This window comes from Lutaonella thermophila (assembly GCF_055387725.1).
The window spans coordinates 657,194-679,195 of the sequence record NZ_AP043783.1 but is presented as its reverse complement, the minus strand read 5'-3'; the positions used below and the strand labels follow the sequence as shown (position 1 = coordinate 679,195).

The window sequence follows — 22,002 nt, the reverse complement described above, 5'->3', positions numbered from 1 at the left end:
AAATTATTGTTCTTCAATATCTAAGGGCTTGCCTAAGTACACTAATTTTGTGTTTTTGGCAAGCTCTTTTTCTGTGCCATTTTGAGAAATAAATGTTATCTCTCCGTTGTCTTTCTTTAAAAATAAAGGTATGAATTCTCCTTCCTTAGCGGCTTTATCTAGTACTTTATTTAAATGTAGTTTGTCTTTTAGCTTCATTTCGTTTACCGAAGGATATTTTTTTGTGATTCTATTAAAATATCCAAAGCTATCAGTAGTACCGCTTAATACATCCGATGGTGTTATTCCTCCAACCTCATCAGCAGAAACCAATCCGTAAGTACCATTCTCACCAAAGTAATTTTTAAATTTCTTAATAGCGTACTTATTAATTTCTGTGTTTGGTGTTAGTGCCATTAAATAGCCAACGTCGTTAAGCTCTATATTGTCTGTTAATGTGTCTGAATAAATATTAGCATTAATTGCTTCAATATTTAATTCTTTTGCTTTACTAATGTTGTTTGGGTTACTGTCTAAAAGCACAACATGTTTATTGTTGTTTTTTAAGTAATGGGCAATAAGTCGTGCCGATTTAGAGGCTCCTACAATTAAAAATCCTTCTGATTTTTCTAAAAATACCCTTGATAATTTTGCAAAATAACGCGCTGTAGTTGCATTAAGTAATACCGTGCCTAAAACAATCATAAAAACCAACGGAGTAATATATTCTGCTCCCGGAACTCCTTTACTGGCTAAGTTTAATCCGAATAACGAAGCGATTCCTGCAGCTACAATTCCGCGTGGCCCTACCCAACTTACAAAAAGTTTCTCGTTAAATTTTAAGGTAGAGTTTATTGTACAAAGCATAATTCCCAGTGGGCGTAAAACAAATACAACCGTAGCAAATAGTATTACTGTTTTCCAGTTAAAAATTAACATTAATTCGCTCATGTTAATATTTGCTGCCAACAGAATAAATAGAATAGATATTAGCAGTACACTTAATGATTCTTTAAAGTACAATAAGTCTTTTAAATACGCAGACTCAGAGTTGCCAAGTACCATTCCCATTACTACTACTGCAAGAAGCCCGGACTCGTGAGCAAAGCTTTCTGATAATACAAAAACTCCTAAAACACAGGCCAACGCAACTACGTTTAATAAATAGTGTGGCACCCATTTTTTGTTGTTTACAAAATTAAGTCCGTGGGCAAATGTAAAGCCAAAAGTAGTTCCGAACACCACTATTTTTGCAAACTCAATAAGTGCGGTAACCGTAAATTCTCCTCCTGCATCTACACTAATAAATTCAAACACTAAAACGGCAACAAGCGCTCCAATTGGATCAATCAAAATTCCTTCCCATTTTAATACAGCAGAAACATCTTTTTTAAGAGGTATGTTTCTTAAAATAGGGGTTATTACGGTTGGGCCCGTAACTATTATAAGTGCAGAAAATAAAAAAGATATTTCCCAGCCTAAGCTAAATATAAAGTGTGCTGCAATGGCACCTCCAATAAAGGTTACTAATGCGCCTAATGTAATTAGTTTAGTAATAACCGGACCAACATTTTTAATTTCATTAAACTTTAACGTTAGCCCTCCTTCAAAAAGAATAATGCCTATGGCTAAAGACACAAAATAAAACAAGCTCTCTCCGGGAAAAAGACCTTTTTGTCCGTTCCAAATTGGTTCAATCCATTTAGAGCCGTCTTCGGTAAAATACTCTGCTGATATTGGCCCAACAAGAATTCCTATTAAAATTAGTGGTAAAATTGCTGGAATCTTAAATTTCCATGCAACCCATTGTGCTAAAATCCCTAAAATTATAATTCCGGCTAATTCTACCATTTGTGTTCGAGTTAATTTATTTACCAAAAATAACATTTATCCGTTCTAAAAAAAATACATTCTTTTTTGCTTTCATTATTACGCTAAAGCCCTTTTAATAAATTACACCCGAGATAGCTCATTAATATATTTCTAAGAGCCATTTACTTAAAAACCTTAATAAAATGCTAAGATTGCATTAGGATTGCATTGGTTTTTATATTTTGCAGAGCCATTAGCTAAATTCTTATGAAATTATATCCTATAGAATCTGGTAATTTTAAATTAGATGGTGGAGCCATGTTTGGCGTGGTTCCAAAAACATTATGGTCTAAAACTAACCCGGCCGATGCTAATAATATGATAGATATGGCTGCCCGATGCTTGCTTATAGAAGATGGCAACAGGCTAATTTTAATAGATACCGGCATGGGTAATAAACAATCCGAAAAGTTTTTTGGCTATTACTACTTATGGGGAGACCACTCTATAGATGCTTCTTTAAAAAAACACGGCTTTCACAGAGACGATATAACCGATGTGTTTATGACACATTTACATTTTGATCATTGTGGAGGAAGCATTCAATGGAATAAAAACAATACAGGTTACGAGCCCGCATTTAAAAATGCTCGTTTTTGGAGTAATAAATCACATTGGGAGTGGGCTACAAAACCTAACGCAAGAGAAAAAGCCTCTTTTTTAAAAGAAAATATTTTGCCTTTACAAGAAAGCGGACAGCTTAACTTTATAGAGCCTTCATCCTCGCCATATAAAGAAAATAGTGAATTAGGGTTTGATATTTTATTTGTAGATGGCCATACAGAAAAGCAAATGATTCCGCATATAAAATATAAAGGAAAAACTATTGTTTTCATGGCAGATTTATTGCCAACCGTTGGCCATATTCCGCTACCATACGTTATGGCTTACGACACAAGGCCTTTATTAACACTACAAGAAAAAGATGCTTTTTTAAAACGTGCCGTAGAGCAAGAATACTACTTGTTTTTAGAGCACGATCCTTACAACGAAATTTGTACATTAAAAAACACCGAAAAAGGTGTTCGATTAGAAAATACTTTTACCTTTAACGAACTTTTTAATTAACAATAAACCATGAAGAGTTTAAATAAATTATTATTACCAGGAGCAGCATTGTTAATTGCAAGCTGTGGTAGCCCCGCTATTGTATCTACACCAATAGAAAACATAGATACAGTACCCTTAAAAGTTTCAGAAATATCAGAAGACCAGCTTAAATCATGGTCTCATGCCGATTTGCTTACAGACACCATTCCGGGAATGAGTGTAAATAAAGCATATTCAGAAATTATCCCTGCTTTAAAAGGGAAAGCCACAACTGTTGTTGTAGGTGTTATAGATTCTGGTGTTGACATTGAACACGAAGATTTAAAAAATGTTATTTGGACAAATGATGATGAGATTCCGAACAATGGTATAGATGATGATAATAATGGCTATGTAGACGATGTACATGGATGGAATTTTTTAGGAGAAGCTACGCACGAACAATTAGAGTTTGTTAGAATTCTAAAAAAAGGCGATAAATCGCATCCGGATTATGAAAGAGCCCAAAAAGAATACGACGAAAAATACAACGAAGCACAACAAAACAAACAGTTTTATGAGCAGTTGCTACAAAATTTAAATAATGCAGAAGATGCTGTAAAAAAACATCTTAATAAAGACTCTTATACTAAAGAAGATTTAGATGCTATAAAAACAGACGACTCTTCTTTGCTACAATATGTAGCATTCTTAAACCAAATGTATCAAGTGGCCGAATCTCCCGAAAATGCTCGTGAGCAACTTAAAGAAGGAATAGAATATTTTGCCGGACAGCTTAACTATCATTTAAATATTGATTTTAACGGAAGGGCAGTTGTTGGAGATAATCCGGATGATATAAACGATACTGATTACGGTAATAATGATGTTATAGGTGATATTGAACACGCTACACACGGTACACACGTGGCAGGTATTATTGCAGCACAACGCAATAACGGTGTGGGTATGAATGGTGTAGCCAACAATGTAGAAATTATGCCTATTAGAGCTGTTCCTGATGGAGATGAGTACGATAAAGATGTTGCTTTAGCTATTAGATACGCTGTTGATAACGGAGCTAAAATTATTAATACCAGCTTCGGAAAATACTATTCTCCAAATGCTGAGTGGGTATACGATGCTATTAAATATGCTGCAGAACACGATGTGTTAATTGTAAATGCTGCAGGAAACGAAGCTTACAATTTAAACGAAAGAGACGTTTACCCTAATGATGCTGTTAACAACGGCCCTGAAATTGCAGATAATTTTTTAACCGTTGGTGCATTAAACTTTAAATACGGAACCGAATTAATTGCCAACTTCTCTAACTATGGCAATATAGATGTTGACGTTTTTGCCCCCGGAACTAAAATCTGGGCTACTGTGCCAAACAATGAATATCAGTTTTTACAAGGTACTTCTATGGCTGCTCCGGCAGTTGCAGGGGTTGCTGCTTTAATCAGATCGTATTTTCCAAAATTAACTGCAGCACAAGTAAAGCAAATTATAATGGCTTCCGGGTTATCATCTAAGGCAAAAGTTCAGCTTGGGGGTAATCCTAGTAACCTAAAAAACTTTGTAGATATTTCTAAATCAGGTAAAATGGTAAATGCATATAATGCTTTGATTTTAGCCGATAAAGTATCTCGTGGTAAAATATCATTATAATTTTTTTGAGCCCTGTTTTAGGGCTCTCTTTTTTTAAATATTCTTATTTATGAAAAAAATACAATTTATAATTACGTTAGTAATTGGAGCTTTCATTGCAAACGCTCAAAACAATACATCTTATTGGCAACAACATGTTTCGTATAAAATGGATATTGATTTTAACGTAGAAAACTATCAATATCACGGAAAACAAGAGCTTGCTTACACCAATAATTCTCCAGACACTTTAAAGCAAGTTTTTTATCATTTATATTTTAATGCTTTCCAGCCCGGAAGCGAAATGGATGTAAGGTCTAGAACCATTGCAGACCCAGACCCAAGAGTTGGAGACAGAATCAGTAAACTATCACCTTCAGAAATTGGGTATATTAAAGTAAATTCGTTAACTCAAAATGGTGCTCCGGTTACTTATCAAGTAGCTGGAACAGTATTAGAAGTTGCTTTAAACAAGCCTATTTTGCCTGGTGAGACAGTTACATTTAATATGGATTTTAATGGGCAGGTTCCAGTTCAAATTAGACGATCTGGCCGAAATAGTAAAGAAGGTGTTGCGCTTAGTATGACGCAATGGTATCCTAAAATGGCCGAATATGATTTTGAAGGATGGCACGCTCACCCTTACATTGGGAGAGAGTTTCATGGTGTTTGGGGAGATTTTGATGTTAAAATTACTATTGATGCAGATTACACTGTTGGAGGATCGGGTTATTTACAAAACCCCGAAGAAGTTGGTCATGGCTACCAAAAACCGGGACAAAAAGTAAAAAAGCCTAAAAAAGGAAAGCTAACATGGCATTTTATTGCTCCGAATGTTCATGATTTTACTTGGGCTGCAGACCCTGAGTATCTTCACGATATAGTTAACATGCCAAACGGAACAGAGCTGCATTTTATTTACAAAAATAATCCGGATATAATAGAAAACTGGAAAAAGCTTCAGGACAAAACAGTAGAGGCCATGGAGTTTTTTAACAGAAATCTTGGTCCGTACCCATACAAGCAATACTCTGTAATACAAGGTGGTGATGGCGGTATGGAATATGCCATGTGTACACTTATTACCGGAGAGCGTAGTTTTGAGAGCTTAGTTGGTGTAATGGTGCATGAGCTGGCGCATTCTTGGTTTCAACATGTTTTGGCAACCAACGAAAGTAAGCATGAATGGATGGATGAGGGCTTTACCTCATTTATTTCGAGCTTGTGTATGAATCAGATTATGAATCAGAATAAAGAAAATCCTTTTGAAAACGCATACAGAGCATATCTTTATTTAGCAAAATCCGGTAAAGAACAACCTCTTACCACTCATGCAGACAGGTATGAGTATAACCAAGCATACGGAATCTCTGCTTATAGTAAAGGATCAGTATTTTTAGCTCAATTAGGTTATGTTATTGGTCAGGAAAACTTAATGAAAACGCTCAGAAGATATTATGATGAGTTTAAGTTTAAACACCCTACTCCAAACGATTTTAAGCGTGTAGCTGAAAAGGTTTCCGGAATGCATTTAGATTGGTACTTAACCGATTTTGCACAAACAACCAACACTATAGATTACGGAGTAAAAGAGGTTGCTGAGCAAGAAAATAAAACCGTTGTTACTTTAGAGCGAATAGGATTAATGCCAATGCCAATAGATATTTTGGTGGTTTATAACGATGGCTCTCAAGAAACATTTTACGCTCCGTTACAAATGATGCGTGGCGAAAAATCTAACCCATACCCAAACATAAATCGCACTGTTTTACCGGATTGGGCTTGGGCTTACCCAACATATACATTTACAATTAATAAGCCTAAAAGCAGTATAAAAGCTGTTGTTGTAGACCCTTCACAACTAATGGCAGATATTAATAGAGATAACAATATTTACCAAGCTGATTAATCAATTATTTAAGTGTTTTTAAAAGATCCGCTCTTTATAGGGCGGATTTTTTTATACCAAAATGTGTGCTTATATCTAAATGTTTGAGCTGCGCGCTCTCTGTTGTGCATATACACTTTGTTTTTATATACTTGCTTATTTCTGTATCCTAATAAATGAAAAAATTGTTTTGCCATAAAACGGGCAATCGTTAAGTTAACCTTTAATGCTTGTTTTCTTTTATCTGCCCAAGATATACCCGGTAATAAAACTAACAGGTTGTCATACTTTATTTTTCGTAATAACACCGAAAGCCATAGGTAAAATTTAGGAATAGGTTTAATTATAAAAAAACCTTCTTTCCCGTTAGGTTGATATAGCGGCATAAACAAAACCAAATTGTTAGGCGCATAAATTGTTTTATTATTGCTTATAGCAAGAGGTGTGTTTTTCTTTACATATTGAAAACTTTTAAAGCCTTCTAACATGGTAAATTTTTCTGAAGTTTTAATAGCATATACATTTTTAACTTCATACAATGTTGTGTTGTACCCTGATGCGGCTATTAATTGCTGATTTAATTTTTGTTGTAGTGATTGATTGTTTTTTAAAACTTGTGCTGTAAGTAATACTTGTTTAATAAATACAACACTATTGTTTATAGCGGTCTGGCTATTATGTTGCCCGGCTTCAAAACCAAGCGAAACAAATCCTAATCTGTTAATGTAGCTTAAAAGTGCTCCTTCTAAATATTCTTCTATTCCTAAAATAGCCGGAACATTAAATTGGTTAGAAAATCTTCGGTTTATTAGTGCATCGTTTATAGTTATAAATGGTATGGTCTCTGCAGAAGTTGTGTGAATATCAATAAAATACAACGGACCGGAGTAAGTGGTAATAATCTCTTTTATTATGCTGTATATGATAACCAGTTGTGTTTCTTCTACTGTTCTTTGAGCAGGTTCTTTTTGGTGAATTTCTTGAATATTTTTTCTGGTCCAAAGTCTATTTAAATCGTTTTCTATAAAGCGCTTTTTATTTTTTAAAGCAGGTAAATTGCCTTTTATAGCAATAATATTTCCTGTTATTTCATTTTCTTGTATAGAACTAAAAACTTGTTCTAATGCAGTTACTCCTGCAGGTTCATTGCCGTGAATACCCCCAAAAAAAACTACTGTTGGTGCATTTTTACTTATCTCTTTTTTAAAAAGTATGCGGCTTTGTGTTTGTAGCATAGTTGGGGTTGCTATCATAAATCTGTGCTTGTTATTATGCCGGTTAATTTATTTTTATATAAAACCGGAAGACTGTTTATGTTGTGTTGCTTCATTATTTTTAAAGCATTTGCAACACTTTCTTCTCTTGATACTGTAATAACTTTTTTAGACATTACTTCGTCACAAGAAACCGCCAAAGATTTGTTTTTTTTATAATGTGCTTCTATATCTTTTTTAGTTAAAATCCCCACCAATTCACCGTGTGTGTTTAATACAGGTAGATGTTTTATTTTTTTCCAGGTAAGCAACGCATTTGCCATGGCTAAACTATCTTTTTCTTGAACCGTATAAACCAGATTACTCATACAATGCTCTACTTTGAGTTTGTTTTTGGTAATTTCTTTAGATGCTGCTCTTGCAATTGGCCATGTTGCAATGGGATATCCTTTTTCTTGATTATTGTAAATATGCTCTGTGAGAGCTCTTAAAGCTATTTGCTTGTTGTTTTTGTATTGTAAGTTTCTAAATGATTGTACCATCCATTGTGATCCGGTTTGTGTTTTTATTCTGTTTTCTATAATGGTTAAGTAATATTCTACATCTTCAGGGGTCACTTTCATTTTATAAAGTCCTTTATAAGCCATCGGCAACAAAACATCTAATAATAATTGATGACTCGGAATTAGTTTGTTATCCCAGTAAAACTGTGTTGCCATACCATATCTGGCTGCATTAAAAAAGTTGGTTTTAGCATCTTTAAAATCCATTTTTAAATGAATCTCATCATACTCTTGTGGTCTACCTACCATTATACCAACCCAAAACATAAAATTAGCTATCTCATCTGTAGTAGAAGGTCCGGCAGGAATATATCTGTTCTCAATACGCAAGTGGGGTTTATTGTTGGCTACGCCATAGCAGGGTCTGTTCCACGGGTAAACCGTACCGTTATGTAAATTTAAGGCTTTTAATTTTGGTGTTATATTTTGTTTTAAAAGTGATAAACTGTCTTCTTTTTCTTCGGTCATCAATAAACTCCTAAACTGAGCAATGTTGTTTTTAAAAATATTAGCAACAGAACCTGTTACCCAATCTGTGCCAAAACTTACCCTTGAAGATTTTTCGTTTAATGTAAACGAATTGGCTCTTGTATCTACACTTTGCGTAAATAAAGCAATACGGGTTTCGCTCCAGAGTTCTTTACCAAATAAAATGGGAGAATTGGTACATACTGAAAGAACAGGGCCCGAAATGGCTTGAGCCCAATTAAAACTCGACACAAAATCTTCTTGTGGTATTTGTAAGTGTAATTGAAAGCTGGTATTACAACCTTCAAACATAACAGAATCGTGTAAAATATTAAGCTCGTCTACTCCTTTAATATGAAACTCTATAATATGTTTTCTGCTCTCTTTAATAGCATCATTAAGCATATAATAACGCTCAAGTGGCGTCATATAAGATTCATCTAAATGCCTTAGTTTAATGGTTGGTAAAATACCTGCCAACAGTACTTTAGATTGGTGTTTTTTGGCAATTTTATTAGCTTTTTCTAACAAGGTTTTAAGTTGGTTGTGCATGTTAGAAAAGCATTTATCTAATAGGGCTATGGGGTCTAAATTAATTTCTAAATTATACTTAGTAATTTCTGTTGTAAAATGGTTATCGTTAATTTCTTTTAAAATTTCTACTGCATTGTTTGCCGGCTCAAAATCATTGTCTACCAAACAAAACTCTTGTTCTGCACCAATCCTAATAGGCTCTTTCTCAAACCTTTTTTCTTGGAGCATTTGTTCTAATGCAGCAATGTCGGCAAGCAGCTGGTTGCTATACTCTAAAAAGTCTGATTTGTTAGCAAGCCTTTTAACTTTTAAGGTTCCCATAACTAACTATTTATTGTACAATTTAGGATAGTTTATACGCTAATACTATGATATTTATCATCCGCGTTTTATTTGAGGTGGCTTTTTTATATTTTTACCCACTTAGCGTTGTATTATGTTGTTTTCTTTTGGTAAATCCGAAAAGCTAAAAAGTAAAAAGCTTATAGAACAGTTATTTTCTGAAGGAAATACCATAACCGTTTTTCCCATACGTTTGGTTTATTTAAAAACAGAATTGCCGGATAATGTGTTGTTTCAGGCAGGATTCTCTGTAGGTAAAAAAAAATTTCCGAAAGCTGTTAAGCGTAATAAAGTAAAACGTTTGTTAAAAGAAGCTTATCGTTTAAACAAGCCAATAATTTTTAACAATAGTACAACATCTTATGCTTTAATGTTTTTGTATCTTGGCAAGAAAGAACCCCATTTCTCTGCACTAAACCAAACCATGAAAACTTTATTGGAACAATTTTTGACTAAAACTAAACCTAAAGAATCTAAGTAATAAAAGCACCTATGAAAACTTTTGCAAAACGTATTTTTCTACCCATAATAGCAGCCGGAATTCTTTTTGTAGGAACAGGTTTTAAAAACGAGTTTTTTGAAATTGCCAAACAAATAGAAATTTTTACAACGCTCTTTAAAGAGCTTAATATGAATTATGTAGACGAAACCAATCCGGCCGAATTAATGGATACCGCCATTAAAAGCATGCTAGATGAGTTAGATCCTTACACCGTTTATTTAAATGAGCAAGATGTAGAAGAATACAAAATAAAAAATGCAGGTGAGTATTCAGGTATTGGTGCGTTGGTTAGAAGCTACAACAACAAACTTTTAGTTGTAGAAGTTTATAAAGATTATCCTGCAGATAAAGCCGGGTTAAAAGCCGGCGATGAAATAATTAAAATTGGTGATATCAATATTGCCGATTTTAAAGACGATGCAAGCGAGCTGTTAAAAGGCGCTTCTAAAAGCAAAGTAAGTATTACTTATAAAAGACAAGGAAAAGAAAAAACAACCCTTTTAACACGCGATGAAATAGAGGTAGATGCTGTCCCTTTTTATGGTATGGTTAATAGCAATACCGGTTATATAGTATTATCTAGATTTAACCGAAAAGCAAGCACACAAACTAAAAATGCTTTAAAAGATTTAAAAAATAAAGGTGCCGATAAAATTATTCTGGATTTACGCGATAATCCAGGCGGGCTTTTAAACGAAGCCATTGAAGTTACCAACCTTTTTATTCCAAAAGGAGAGCTTGTGGTAACCACAAAATCTAAAGTAAAGAAGTTTAATAAAACCTATAAAACCAGAAATCAACCGGTAGATGACAATATTCCTCTTGTGGTTATTGTAAATGGCCGAAGCGCTTCGGCCAGTGAAATTGTTAGTGGTGCGCTTCAGGATTTAGACAGAGCTGTTATTGTTGGTTCAAGAAGCTTTGGTAAAGGGCTTGTGCAACGCCCCTTAAAACTTGCTTATGGCACACAGCTTAAAGTTACTATTTCTAGATATTACACCCCTTCAGGAAGATGCATTCAAGCATTAGATTATTGGAACAGAGATGAAAACGGTAATGCTGTAAAAACCAATACAACCTCTGTTTTTAGAACAAGAAACAACCGTAAAGTTTACGATGGTGGTGGTGTAATGCCAGATATTCAAATTCCTTCATTACAAACCAGCAACCTTACTAAAGCATTAATTAATAATCATTTAGTGTTTGATTTTGCTACAGATTATTACTATAAGAATAACGTTTCTAATGTGTCTGATTTTAAGTTTACTGATAAAGATTTTGATCAGTTTAAAAAATATGTAAAACGAAGCAATTTTAATTACCAAACTAAAAGTGAACAGTTAATAAAAACTGCTTTTACAAATGGCGAAACCAAAGAGTTTGGTCCATCAGTTTTAAGTCAGTATAATAAACTTTTAGACGAAATAGAGAAAAGTAAAGTAGCCGCAATAGACACCTATAAACCTCAACTAAAAAAGGTGTTAACAGATGAATTAATTACGCGCTATTTTTATAGAGAAGGATTGTATAATTACTATTTAAAAAATGACGAAGCAATACAAACTGCTACTGCAATTTTAAATGATTATAAAAAGTACAAAAGCATTTTAAACTAACAATTATTCTATAATAATGAAAGCTTCTGAACCACCGGTAATTGTATCTGAAACTTTTTCTGTTAGTAATGAAGTTTTATGGGATGTTATAACCAATCTTAACCATATGAAACAGTGGTTTTTTGAGGTCATTCCGGATTTTAAACCTGAGGTTGGTTTTAGTACACAGTTTGAGGTTGGCCCATCGGAAGACAGACAGTTTTTACATCTGTGGAAGATTGTTGAAGTAATTCCGTATCAAAAAATTGTATACAACTGGAAATACGAAAAATATACAGGAGATTCTTATGTAACTTTTACAATTTCAAGTAACAACCCAGATACTACTACATTAACTTTAGAAACAACCGTTTTAGAAGATTTTCCTGATGATGTTCCTGAATTTAAAAGAGAAAGTTGTGTAGAGGGCTGGAATTATTTTATTAAAGAACGGTTGGTTACTTACGTAAATTCTTTATAACATATTGATTGTCAGAATTAAAATTGGTAGTCTGACATATTTTTTTTATCTTTTTTCTATGGTTTACACAGATAAAAAACAACATACAGATTTTTTCAAGGAAACTATAGAATACCTTAAAAGTAAAGGCTTTACTAACATTAAAGCCGATTTAGATGGTTACGATTCTCCTAAAAGTTATAAAAAAAGGGGGACCGATATTGTAATTACCCCAGACATTGTTGCTGAAAAAGACGGTAAAAAGCATTTTTTTGATTTGAGTTTAAAAACCGAAAAACCTAAGCTATTAAAGTCTAAATGGTTGTTTTTAGATATGCTCAGTCAGATTAAATCTTGTACGTTTAAAATTATTACTACAAGAGGGCATTATAAATTTACCGACGAAATGTTAAGCGACATAAGTTTACACCGAAAAGAACCTATTAAAATTTAATTTTTAATCATACTTATGTGTGGTATGCCATCTTCTAAATAAGGTTCTCCTGTTTCAATAAATCCGTGTTGGTTATAAAAACGGATTAGATACGTTTGTGCCGATATTTTAATTACCTGTTCGTTATAATGGTCTTGTATAGCTTTTATGGTATTAGCTACTAACGTATGTCCTAATCCTTTATTTCTAAACTTTTTATTAACCACCACTCTACCAAAACTGGCTACCTCAAAGTAATCGTTTGCTTTAAATGCTCTGGCGTATGCTGCAATATTATTATTGCTGTCTGTAGCATAAATATGCAATGCTTTATGGTCTTTACCATCTAAATCTTGGTAAGCACAATTTTGTTCTACAACAAAAACTTCTGAGCGCAATTGTAGTATATTATAAAGAGTGTTGGAATCAATAGAAGAAAAAAGTTTTGTATGCCACTGTAGTGTTTTCATTAATCTTGAACAATTAAATCTTTATCGTCTTCTTTTTTAAATTCCGGTTGAATATTTACATGGTTAATTCCGAATTCATCATGTAAAATCTGCTCAATTTTATTTAAAATAACATCAAACTCAGAAAGTTTTATATCTTCATTAAAATCTATATGAGCTTCTAAGTGAATTTCTTCTTCGTTTAATTGCCATACATGCACATGATGCATATTTTTAACTTCTTCTATTGTATTTACACGTTTAACAATTTCTTGTACTTGTACATCTTGAGGTGTAAATAACATGAGTACTCTTAATGAATCTTTTAATAAATCGTAACCAACATAAATTAAGTACAGTGCTATTAAAAGGGTAAGTAAACTATCTACCCAATAAACGTAAAAGTATTTCATTAAAAATCCGCCTATTAACACCGCAATAGATGCTAACATATCTGTTAATAAATGTAAATAAGCAGATCGCATATTCATGTTAGCGTGTGCATCTTTTTTTAATAATAATACACTTAAACCATTTGCAACAATACCTAGTAGTGATAACCAAATAACTAAATTAGATGCTATTTCTTGCGGGTTTTTAAAGCGTTTAATAGCTTCTATAATTAATAGTACAGCTATAATTATTAAAGTTGCTGCATTTATAAAAGCAGCAAGAATTTCTGCTCGTTTATAACCAAAAGTTTTGTTTGTAGATGCTTCTTTTTTAGCCAGTAAATTTGCTACATAGCTAATTACTAATGATAAAACATCGCTAAAGTTGTGTAGAGCGTCTGACAATAATGATAAACTTCCGGAAACCAAACCACCTATTACTTGTGCAGCAGTAATAGTAATGTTTAATAATATAGATATAAATAAATTTGTTCCTTTAACAGTAGCTGTTTTATGAGAATGACTGTGGGAATGATTTTTTCCCATGTAGTTATTTATTTAGGGGAATTTTGGCTATTCTTTTTTCGTGTCTACCTCCATCAAAAGGAGTTTCTATAAAAGTTTTAACCATTTCTATTGCCTGAGGCATAGATATAAAACGTGCCGGTAAACTTAAAATATTAGCATTGTTATGTTGTCTGGCTAAAGCTGTAATTTCTTTATTCCAGCAAAGAGCAGATCTAACACCTTGGTGTTTATTAGCTGTCATGTTTGCTCCATTACCGCTACCACATATAATAATACCAAAATCTACCTTATTATTTTCTACATCTTCTGCCACCGGATGTACAAAATCAGGATAGTCTACACTTTCAATGCTATCTGTACCGTAGTTAACTATTTCTACATCTGGGTATTGCGAGTATAACCAACCCATTATAGATAATTTATAATCGGTACCGGCATGATCATTTCCTATGGCTATTTTCATGAAAACAAGGTTTTTTTTGGCATAACAAAGGTACTAATTAACACCTTTTAACAGTATTGTTAATTTAAAAAATTAATCAATTTAATATCAACAAATTAACAGACTAATAAAATTGTTAGTAATTAGTAAAAATGTTTTCTTTTAAAAATTTTGATTTATTAAAAAAAATTCAAATCAGAAAAACAATCTTTAAAAAGCAATTCTTTTTATTAGAACTTTATGAGAAGTTATTAAACTTTAAATAGCCACAATTTAACAGCTGTTAATACAAAAAATATTAAAAACTAAAGGTTAAAATTTGTTGTTAACTATTGTTAAGAAAATTCTGAAATAGGCTTATTTGCAATAAGTTAAATGTAAATTTATTGTTAATTAAAGTTTAATTAAACGCTAATTACGAGAAAACAAAATTTTATCCTAAAAAATTATACCGCTATTAACAAACAATAATAAACCATCAAAAAAATTAAATTTTAAATAAAGAATAATAATAAATGTATTAGTTGTTAATAGTTGATTTTATAACTGCTTGATTTTTAAATAAGTGCATTTCATCGAAAAAAAATGTTATTTTATCGATAGTTAGAAAAAAGTTTTATAGTTTCGATATATGAAAATCTCAAAACCCCCATATCATGAAACAACTTTACCTCTTAGCATGCTTATGCTTTTTCTCTGTTACTGCTCAACAAATAAGCATCCAAGATGCCAATTTTGAGCAAGCCCTAATTGATCGTGGAATAGATCAAGGAACTCCAGATGGTGTAATTAATAGTGCCAATGCAATTGGTATTACTCATTTAGATGTAAGTGGTAAAAACATTACTAGCCTATCAGGTATAGAAGCTTTTACAGACTTAGTTAGCTTAAATGCCAGTAATAACAATTTAGAATCTGCAGATTTTAGCGCTAATCCAGCATTACAAGAACTAATATTGCACAACAACCAATTACAAACCATAAATGTAACAGCTAATACCGCTTTACAAAAGTTAAATCTGTATAAAAACAAACTAACACATATACAATTAAGTAATAATACAGAATTAACATATTTAGCTGTTGCCGATAATTATTTAGGAGATTTAAATGTATCGGCTAATAAAAAATTAGAAAAAATATTTTGTCAAAACAATCAACTTACTTCTTTAGATGTAAGTAATATGCCTGCAGTAACTTTAATTAATGCAGAACTTAATAATCTATCAGACTTAAATGTTAGTAATTCTAGAAACTTAAAACAGCTTAATGCAAGCAATAATTACATTAGTTTTTTAGATGTATCAACTAATGTAAATTTAGAAATGATAAATGTTTTGTTTAATAATTTACAACAAATAGATTTATCGTATAACACTAAACTATCTGCTATTTACCTTGCAAATAACCAATTACAATCGTTAAACATTAGAAACGGTAATAATGCAAATTTAACAGTATTACGTGTAGAAAATAATCCGGATTTATCATGTATAACTGCAGACGATGAAACGGTTGTAAACGGTGTAGCTGGATCAGGTAGATGGAATATAGATTTTAATACAAAATTCTCTGAAAACTGTGGAGATGTAGCTGATAAAGGAGATGATTTTGATAAAAACTTTACGGTTTATGTTGGAAATGACCGAACTCTAAACATAAAAAGCACTAAAAAAGCTAAAGCAAAAGTGTATAATTTACAAGGTATTCCTGTGATTTCCGCAGAATTAGACGAAGGTCATCAGGCAATTAATATGAACAATTTTATGAGTAATGTGTATGTACTACACATATCTAGTAAGCAAGGAAAGTTTTCTAAGAAATTTATTTTAGACTAAACAATACGCAAAGGAGGTATATTTGAATCTAATTTCTTAATGATAGCTTTGGTTGCCGGAACATCATTTTTGTGTACGCGTAATTTAATTCCGCCAAGTGCATTAGAATAAAATGGTGAAACGGCAACCATTGTTTCATTCTCAAAAATATACGGGATTCCTTCTTCATCTAATAAATGCTTTAAAACCGTATATTCGTGAGGGTACGTAAAAGTAGCAACCACCACAAAATTTTTCATCTTAAAATATATTAATTAAGGTATATATTAAAGGTAATAAAAAAACAACAATTATTTTGTTGTTCTTACAGCAGTAATGCGGAAAGAAGTAGAATTTGAAGAATCTGCAGACCTTATTTTTTCTGTTTTTTCCATTGCGTAATTAATATAGCCAATAAAGCCTAATACGCCCAGAAAAAATAGTACTACAAATAAGATTATTATTTTATAAACCTTCTTCATTTTAATTTTGGTGTATTTAATAGACGAAACAAAATGACGTTTGTTACAATTTTTTTAATAAATAATTAACTTTTTTTAACAAGTATAGTAACGTTATTAAATTTTGTACATTTCATCAGAAATTAAATTAATCAATGTCAAGAAAGAAAAAACGAGCAGGAAAGCAAAAAAACAACGAGATAACTAAAGGTATTTTTACCGTTTTAGAAAACAACAAAAACAAATCACTTAACTACAAACAAATAGCTTCAAAGCTTGGTATAACAGATACCAGCGGAAGAAATTTACTTATTAAAAGATTAAAACAATTAGTACAGAAAGAACGTATTTTAGAAGTAGACAGAGGTAAATACCAAGCAGTTACTACTACTAATTATTACACAGGTTTTGTAGAAATTACAGGAAGAAGTAATGCTTATGTAATTTGCGAAGAATTAGACGAAGATGTTTTTGTTCCCTTTAATAAACTTAATAAAGCATTACACGGAGACGAAGTAGAAGTGTATGTTTTCCCTAAAAGAAAACGAAAAAAGAAATTAGAGGGAGAGATAACTAAAGTTATTAAACGAAACCGAACAACGTTTGTTGGTGTACTACAAATGCAAAAAAACTTTGGTTTTGTAGTTACATCAGATATTAAAATGTACACCGATATTTTTATTCCAAAAAACAAAACATCAAAAGCTCAACACGGAGACAAAGTATTGGTAGAAATAAGCGATTGGCCCGATAATGCAGAATCACCATACGGAAAAATAATTCAGGTTTTTGGTAAACCGGGAGACCATAATACAGAGATGCACGCTATTTTGGCAGAATACGGCTTACCGTATAAATTTCCTGAAGATGTAGAGCACTATGCCAATAAAATTGATACAAGTATAACGCCTGAAGAAATTAAAAAAAGGCGCGATATGCGTAATGAATTAACCTTTACAATAGACCCAAAAGATGCTAAAGATTTTGACGATGCTTTATCTTTTAAAAAATTAGATAACGGGTTGTTTGAAATAGGAATTCACATAGCCGATGTAACCCACTACGTTAAACCAAATACCGTTTTAGATGAAGAAGCATATAACAGAGCCACATCGGTTTATTTAGTAGATAGAGTGGTGCCAATGCTTCCGGAAATACTTTCTAACAATGCATGTTCACTAAGACCACAAGAAGAAAAACTCACGTATTCTGCAGTATTTAAAATAGATAATCAAGCCAGAGTAGTAGATAAATGGTTTGGTAAAACCGTAATTTATTCTGATAGACGTTTTGCATATGAAGAAGCACAACACATTATAGAAACTCAAGAAGGGAATATTCCTGAAAACATATCATTAACCGGCAAAGAATATATTGTAGAGCCCGAAATTGTAGAAGCAATTTTAGAGCTTAATAGGCTGGCACAAATTATGCGACAAAAGCGACTCAATTCCGGAGCAATATCTTTTGATAAAGTAGAGGTTAAATTTAATTTAGACCAAAACAACAACCCTACCGGAGTATATTTTAAAACTGCAAAAGAAGCCAATAAACTTATAGAAGAGTTTATGCTGTTGGCAAACAGAAAGGTTGCAGAATTTATTGGTAAAAAAAATCCACCGTTAACGTTTGTGTATCGTGTGCACGATGAGCCCGATGTAGATAAATTAATGCAATTAAATGGCGTAATATCAAGATTTGGATACAGTATAAACCTTAAAGACAAAAAATCTATTACAAGCTCTTTAAATAACTTATTAGAAGAAGTTCAAGGCAAAAAAGAACAGAATCTTGTAGATACGCTTACCATTAGAAGCATGAGCAAAGCAATTTATACAACCAATAACATTGGCCATTATGGTTTGGCGTTTGACTATTATACCCATTTTACATCGCCCATAAGGCGTTATCCGGACGTTATGGTTCACAGATTGCTTGATCAGTACTTAAATGGTGAAAAATCGGCCAATAAAGAAGAGTACGAGAAAAAATGCGATCACTCTTCAGAAATGGAGAGCTTAGCAGCCAATGCAGAAAGAGACTCTATTAAATACATGCAAGTTAAATACATGGAAGATCATAAAGATCAAGAGTTTGTAGGAGTAATTTCCGGAGTAACAGAATGGGGAATTTATGTAGAAATTATAGAAAACAAATGCGAAGGAATGGTTAGAATTAGAGATATAAAAGACGATTTTTATGAATTCGATGAAAAACATTATGCACTAATTGGTCAAGAAACAAAAAACATGTATCAATTAGGCGATGAAGTAATTGTAAAAGTTAAACACACAGATTTAATTAAAAGGCACTTAGATTTTGAACTTATAGGCCCAAATGATTAAGTTTTTACTAAATAATTGGTAAGATTTTTGTGAGTAACCAGAGAAAAAAGAAGAAAGCATGAGAACACTTATTTTAATTTTAGCAATCGCTATAAGTAATTTTAGCGTAGCACAAGAACAAGTAAGAGAGCAAAACACCAGAGAATTTACAGTTGTTAAAGTATTTGATGGCATATCGGCTAAATTGGTAAAATCAACAGAAAACAAAGTAATTATTACCGGAGCCAATATTAACGATGTAGATATTATAGATAGAAACGGCACTCTAAAGATTAGAATGGATATAGAGAAAACCTTTAGTGGTTTTAGAACGTTTGTAGAAATTCATTATAAAGGTATTTTAGAAATTGTAGATGTTAATGAAAATGCCAAAATAGAAACAGAAACACCAATACAACAAATTGATGTTATTTTACGCGCACAAGAGGGCGGAGAAATAGAAGCAGATTTGCAAGTACAAAAACTGCACGTAAAAGCTGTAACCGGAGGCAAAATAACAGCAACCGGTAAAGCAAAAGTTCAAAATGTAAACATTAATACAGGAGGTCGTTACGAAGGAGATCATTTAAAAACAGAACAAACAACAGTTAATGTTAGTGCCGGTGGCTTAGCTTACATAAATGCATCGCAAGTAGTAGAAGCAAGTGTAAAAGCCGGAGGCACTATAAGAGTTTTCGGAAAACCAAAAGTAGTAAACAAGAAAAAGTTTATAGGAGGAGAGATTATAGTGCAGTAATGTATTATGTTTAATTTTGCGTAAAACTAAGTAAATTACATGCAAGATATTTTAACAGCACTACCATGGGGAGTATTACTGGCTTTTACAATAGGCCCCGTGTTTTTTGTGCTGTTAGAAACCAGTGCAATAAAAGGCTTTAGAGCCGGTTTGGTTTTTGATTTAGGCGTAATAATTGCCGATATTATTTTTATTCTCATAGCGTACTTTAGTACCAACAAAATATTAGAAAAATTAAAAGATGACCCTGCCCTATTTATTTTCGGTGGGGTTTTATTACTAAGCTACGGTATTATTTCTTTATTAAGGCTTATTAAAAACTACAAGAAAGCTCAATTAGCTAATGAAGGAGAGCTAAACATTCCTAAAAACAATTACTTAGCACTTTTTTTTAAAGGATTTTTACTAAACTTTATAAATATTGGAGTATTAGGTTTTTGGTTAGGGATTATTATTGTTTTTGGCCCTAAATTAGAAATGCAAACAGACAGGATTATAACATTCTTTGGCACAATACTCTTAACATATTTAATTGTAGATTGTCTTAAAATATTGTTAGCTAAGCAGTTACGAAACAAATTAACTCCTTCACTCATATTTAGAGTAAAACGTGTTATAAGTATTGTACTTATAGTTTTTGGAGTAGGTTTAATAATTCAAGGAGTATTCCCTAACGAAAAAGAAAAATTAAAAGAAGCAATAGAAGACATCAGAACTAAATAAAAAAGCCTCCAGAATAGGAGGCTTTTTTGATGAGGCACCGAGCGGATTCGAACCGCTGTACAAGCTTTTGCAGAGCTCTGCCTAGCCACTCGGCCACGGTGCCATTAAACATGGCGCAAATCTAATAATTTATTTTAATTTAAAGAACAGTATTTGTCCCCTAATTTTTTAGGGCCTCACTCCTGGTTAGGTTCATTTTAATGGTTACCATTTCTACGTTACCACCAATAGGCGGATTTATTTTAGAAACCCAAACAGTAGCTTCATCGGCAATCGCTATTTCTTTAAAAATACGAATTAAAATTCGCTTGGCAACATGCTCTAACAGCTTAGAGCGTATGGCCATTTCTTGCTTTACAATACGGTTTACATGTACATAATCTACAGTATCTTTTAAATCATCAGATGCTGCAGAGGGTTGTAAATTAGCTTTAACGGCAACATCAACACGGTAATCACTACCAATCTTTCCTTCTTCAATTAAACATCCATGGTATGCATAAACCTGAATGTTTTTAATTTTTATTATTCCCATAAAAAAAAACGCTACCCCGCAAAAGTAAGCAGCGTTTTTTGTATATAAAAGTTTGAGTTGGTTTTTAATACGTACATCTACAATTACTAATTCCTTGAAAGAGGTCTATACCAATTGTAACCATATGTGTTCCCGAATTAAACCCAGATAATTCGTTTAAAATAATTTGGTATGAATATGCAAAGTAAATGTTAGACTTTTTAATTCCGGCCATCGGACCTACATTAAGCGGATCTCCAATCTGATCATTCAAAAAACGATATGAGATACCGGCCCAGTAATAATCTTCAAAATCAAACACTCTAAACTTAACATTTACGTCTGTACTGGAACGCCCATCACTTTCAAACCACTGAAAGAATACAGAAGGCTCTACCTCAAAATTACTGGTTCTTGAACGTTTCCATCGGTAACCTGAATATACGTAGTAGTTTCTAAGTTTATTTGGCTCGCTGATATCAAAAACATTCAAATCTTTGTCTAAAATATTTGAGGCATTAACGCTTAAATAAAACCCTTTAATTCTGTATAAAACACCAACATCAAAATTATGATTTGCTGTTTTTCTGTCGTTTAATCCTTGTGATGGAGGTGTCCCCGGAACTAAAACATCATCGGTAAACTCTGATGAATCAATTAAAAATTGATTAAAATTATACGATATTCCGAATGATATAAAGTGGTCATCGTACCTGTCTAATGTTAAATGGTGCGCAAACGATACACGAGCACCATATTGGTGCGTAGCCCCGTTTTTATCATTATAAAATAAAGCCCCAACACCAGAACGCTCACCCAAACGCACATCTCCTGCTATAGATTGTGTGTCTGGCGCATCTTTAATACCTACCCACTGTGTTAATCCGTTCATTCTAATCTTAACGTGATCGCCTATACCCGCATAGGTTGGCGATATCACAAAGGGGTTATCGGCCAGATATTGGGTAAAGGTTGGCAACGTAAGCTCTTGGGCGCTTGTAGAGGCAAACGTAGCCAAACAGGTAAGCAGGATTATAATTTTTTTGTTCATGGTTTTAGGGCT

20 protein-coding genes and 1 tRNA gene are annotated in these 22,002 nt (G+C 32.7%); 11 read left to right on the top strand and 10 right to left on the bottom strand.

Translation table 11 applies throughout. The features are described from left to right. Positions 1 to 3: 3 nt before the first annotated feature. Positions 4 to 1,830, bottom strand: coding sequence for a cation:proton antiporter (locus tag ACZ5CF_RS03065; protein WP_464580297.1), 1,827 nt, complete (start codon positions 1,828 to 1,830; stop codon positions 4 to 6). A 228-nt stretch (positions 1,831 to 2,058) separates the two neighbouring features. Here ACZ5CF_RS03065 and ACZ5CF_RS03060 point away from each other — a divergent pair, with 228 nt between their 5' ends. Genes ACZ5CF_RS03060 through ACZ5CF_RS03050 form a run of 3 tightly spaced genes read left to right on the top strand, consistent with a single transcriptional unit; the run spans position 2,059 to position 6,442 of the window. Continuing rightward, positions 2,059 to 2,919 carry an MBL fold metallo-hydrolase gene (locus ACZ5CF_RS03060; RefSeq protein ID WP_464580295.1) on the top strand — a complete coding sequence of 287 codons (861 nt, stop codon included), beginning with the start codon at positions 2,059 to 2,061 and terminating at the stop codon, positions 2,917 to 2,919. A 9-nt stretch (positions 2,920 to 2,928) separates the two neighbouring features. Then, entirely contained in the window at positions 2,929 to 4,554 is a 1,626-nt protein-coding gene (locus ACZ5CF_RS03055) for a S8 family peptidase (protein WP_464580294.1), read from the top strand. 49 nt (positions 4,555 to 4,603) lie between these two features. After that, on the top strand, positions 4,604 to 6,442 hold the full coding sequence (locus ACZ5CF_RS03050; protein WP_464580293.1) for a M1 family metallopeptidase: 1,839 nt from the start codon (positions 4,604 to 4,606) through the stop codon (positions 6,440 to 6,442). 8 nt (positions 6,443 to 6,450) lie between these two features. Here ACZ5CF_RS03050 and ACZ5CF_RS03045 read toward each other — a convergent pair whose 3' ends face one another. Together ACZ5CF_RS03045 and ACZ5CF_RS03040 are read right to left on the bottom strand one after the other, a co-directional pair. Continuing rightward, complete coding sequence (locus tag ACZ5CF_RS03045) at positions 6,451 to 7,674, bottom strand: succinylglutamate desuccinylase/aspartoacylase family protein (RefSeq protein ID WP_464580292.1); 1,224 nt, start codon at positions 7,672 to 7,674, stop codon at positions 6,451 to 6,453. Further along, a complete protein-coding gene (locus ACZ5CF_RS03040; protein ID WP_464580291.1) occupies positions 7,671 to 9,521 on the bottom strand; it encodes a CBS domain-containing protein in 1,851 nt (616 codons plus the stop codon). Before ACZ5CF_RS03040 ends, ACZ5CF_RS03045 begins: the two co-directional genes overlap by 4 nt. Before the next feature lie 115 nt (positions 9,522 to 9,636). Between ACZ5CF_RS03040 and ACZ5CF_RS03035 the strand changes: the two genes are divergently transcribed. The 4 genes from ACZ5CF_RS03035 to ACZ5CF_RS03020 are packed head-to-tail and all read left to right on the top strand — an operon-like array spanning position 9,637 to position 12,553. Beyond that, a complete protein-coding gene (locus ACZ5CF_RS03035; protein ID WP_464580290.1) occupies positions 9,637 to 10,023 on the top strand; it encodes a ribonuclease P protein component in 387 nt (128 codons plus the stop codon). Between the two features lie 11 nt (positions 10,024 to 10,034). Next, the gene (locus ACZ5CF_RS03030) at positions 10,035 to 11,660 is read left to right on the top strand and encodes a S41 family peptidase (protein ID WP_464580288.1); all 1,626 of its coding nucleotides are present in this window, start codon (positions 10,035 to 10,037) and stop codon (positions 11,658 to 11,660) included. Positions 11,661 to 11,676: 16 nt separating this feature from the next. After that, positions 11,677 to 12,120 (top strand): SRPBCC family protein, encoded by a 444-nt coding sequence (locus tag ACZ5CF_RS03025; RefSeq protein ID WP_464580287.1) that lies wholly within the window; start codon positions 11,677 to 11,679, stop codon positions 12,118 to 12,120. Between the two features lie 58 nt (positions 12,121 to 12,178). After that, entirely contained in the window at positions 12,179 to 12,553 is a 375-nt protein-coding gene (locus ACZ5CF_RS03020; protein ID WP_464580286.1) for a hypothetical protein, read from the top strand. On the opposite strand, the gene ACZ5CF_RS03015 is transcribed toward ACZ5CF_RS03020, so the two are convergent. Genes ACZ5CF_RS03015 through ACZ5CF_RS03005 form a run of 3 tightly spaced genes read right to left on the bottom strand, consistent with a single transcriptional unit; the run spans position 12,550 to position 14,364 of the window. Then, positions 12,550 to 13,002 (bottom strand): GNAT family N-acetyltransferase, encoded by a 453-nt coding sequence (locus tag ACZ5CF_RS03015; RefSeq protein WP_464580285.1) that lies wholly within the window; start codon positions 13,000 to 13,002, stop codon positions 12,550 to 12,552. The genes ACZ5CF_RS03020 and ACZ5CF_RS03015 overlap by 4 nt on opposite strands. Next, positions 13,002 to 13,919 (bottom strand): cation diffusion facilitator family transporter, encoded by a 918-nt coding sequence (locus ACZ5CF_RS03010; RefSeq protein ID WP_464580283.1) that lies wholly within the window; start codon positions 13,917 to 13,919, stop codon positions 13,002 to 13,004. Before ACZ5CF_RS03010 ends, ACZ5CF_RS03015 begins: the two co-directional genes overlap by 1 nt. A 4-nt stretch (positions 13,920 to 13,923) precedes the next feature. Continuing rightward, on the bottom strand, positions 13,924 to 14,364 hold the full coding sequence (locus ACZ5CF_RS03005; protein WP_464580282.1) for an RpiB/LacA/LacB family sugar-phosphate isomerase: 441 nt from the start codon (positions 14,362 to 14,364) through the stop codon (positions 13,924 to 13,926). 635 nt (positions 14,365 to 14,999) lie between these two features. Between ACZ5CF_RS03005 and ACZ5CF_RS03000 the strand changes: the two genes are divergently transcribed. Next, entirely contained in the window at positions 15,000 to 16,181 is a 1,182-nt protein-coding gene (locus tag ACZ5CF_RS03000) for a T9SS type A sorting domain-containing protein (protein ID WP_464580281.1), read from the top strand. Here ACZ5CF_RS03000 and ACZ5CF_RS02995 read toward each other — a convergent pair. Next, complete coding sequence (locus ACZ5CF_RS02995; protein ID WP_464580280.1) at positions 16,178 to 16,420, bottom strand: DUF2007 domain-containing protein; 243 nt, start codon at positions 16,418 to 16,420, stop codon at positions 16,178 to 16,180. The genes ACZ5CF_RS03000 and ACZ5CF_RS02995 overlap by 4 nt on opposite strands. Positions 16,421 to 16,776: 356 nt before the next feature. On the opposite strand from ACZ5CF_RS02995, the gene rnr reads away from it, so the two are divergent. From rnr to ACZ5CF_RS02980, 3 genes are read left to right on the top strand one after another with little or no spacing between them, the layout of a single operon-like run. Beyond that, on the top strand, positions 16,777 to 18,966 hold the full coding sequence (gene rnr, locus ACZ5CF_RS02990) for a ribonuclease R (RefSeq protein ID WP_464580278.1): 2,190 nt from the start codon (positions 16,777 to 16,779) through the stop codon (positions 18,964 to 18,966). Positions 18,967 to 19,024: 58 nt separating this feature from the next. After that, the gene (locus ACZ5CF_RS02985) at positions 19,025 to 19,702 is read left to right on the top strand and encodes a head GIN domain-containing protein (RefSeq protein ID WP_464580277.1); all 678 of its coding nucleotides are present in this window, start codon (positions 19,025 to 19,027) and stop codon (positions 19,700 to 19,702) included. Between the two features lie 39 nt (positions 19,703 to 19,741). Beyond that, complete coding sequence (locus ACZ5CF_RS02980) at positions 19,742 to 20,425, top strand: LysE family translocator (RefSeq protein WP_464580276.1); 684 nt, start codon at positions 19,742 to 19,744, stop codon at positions 20,423 to 20,425. Positions 20,426 to 20,457: 32 nt separating this feature from the next. On the opposite strand, the gene ACZ5CF_RS02975 is transcribed toward ACZ5CF_RS02980, so the two are convergent. The 3 genes from ACZ5CF_RS02975 to ACZ5CF_RS02965 form a co-directional block, all read right to left on the bottom strand. Next, positions 20,458 to 20,528 (bottom strand) — tRNA-Cys (locus ACZ5CF_RS02975). Between the two features lie 57 nt (positions 20,529 to 20,585). Beyond that, positions 20,586 to 20,960 (bottom strand): dihydroneopterin aldolase, encoded by a 375-nt coding sequence (gene folB / locus ACZ5CF_RS02970; RefSeq protein ID WP_464580274.1) that lies wholly within the window; start codon positions 20,958 to 20,960, stop codon positions 20,586 to 20,588. 64 nt (positions 20,961 to 21,024) lie between these two features. Further along, entirely contained in the window at positions 21,025 to 21,990 is a 966-nt protein-coding gene (locus ACZ5CF_RS02965) for a PorP/SprF family type IX secretion system membrane protein (RefSeq protein WP_464580273.1), read from the bottom strand. Positions 21,991 to 22,002 lie beyond the last annotated feature (12 nt).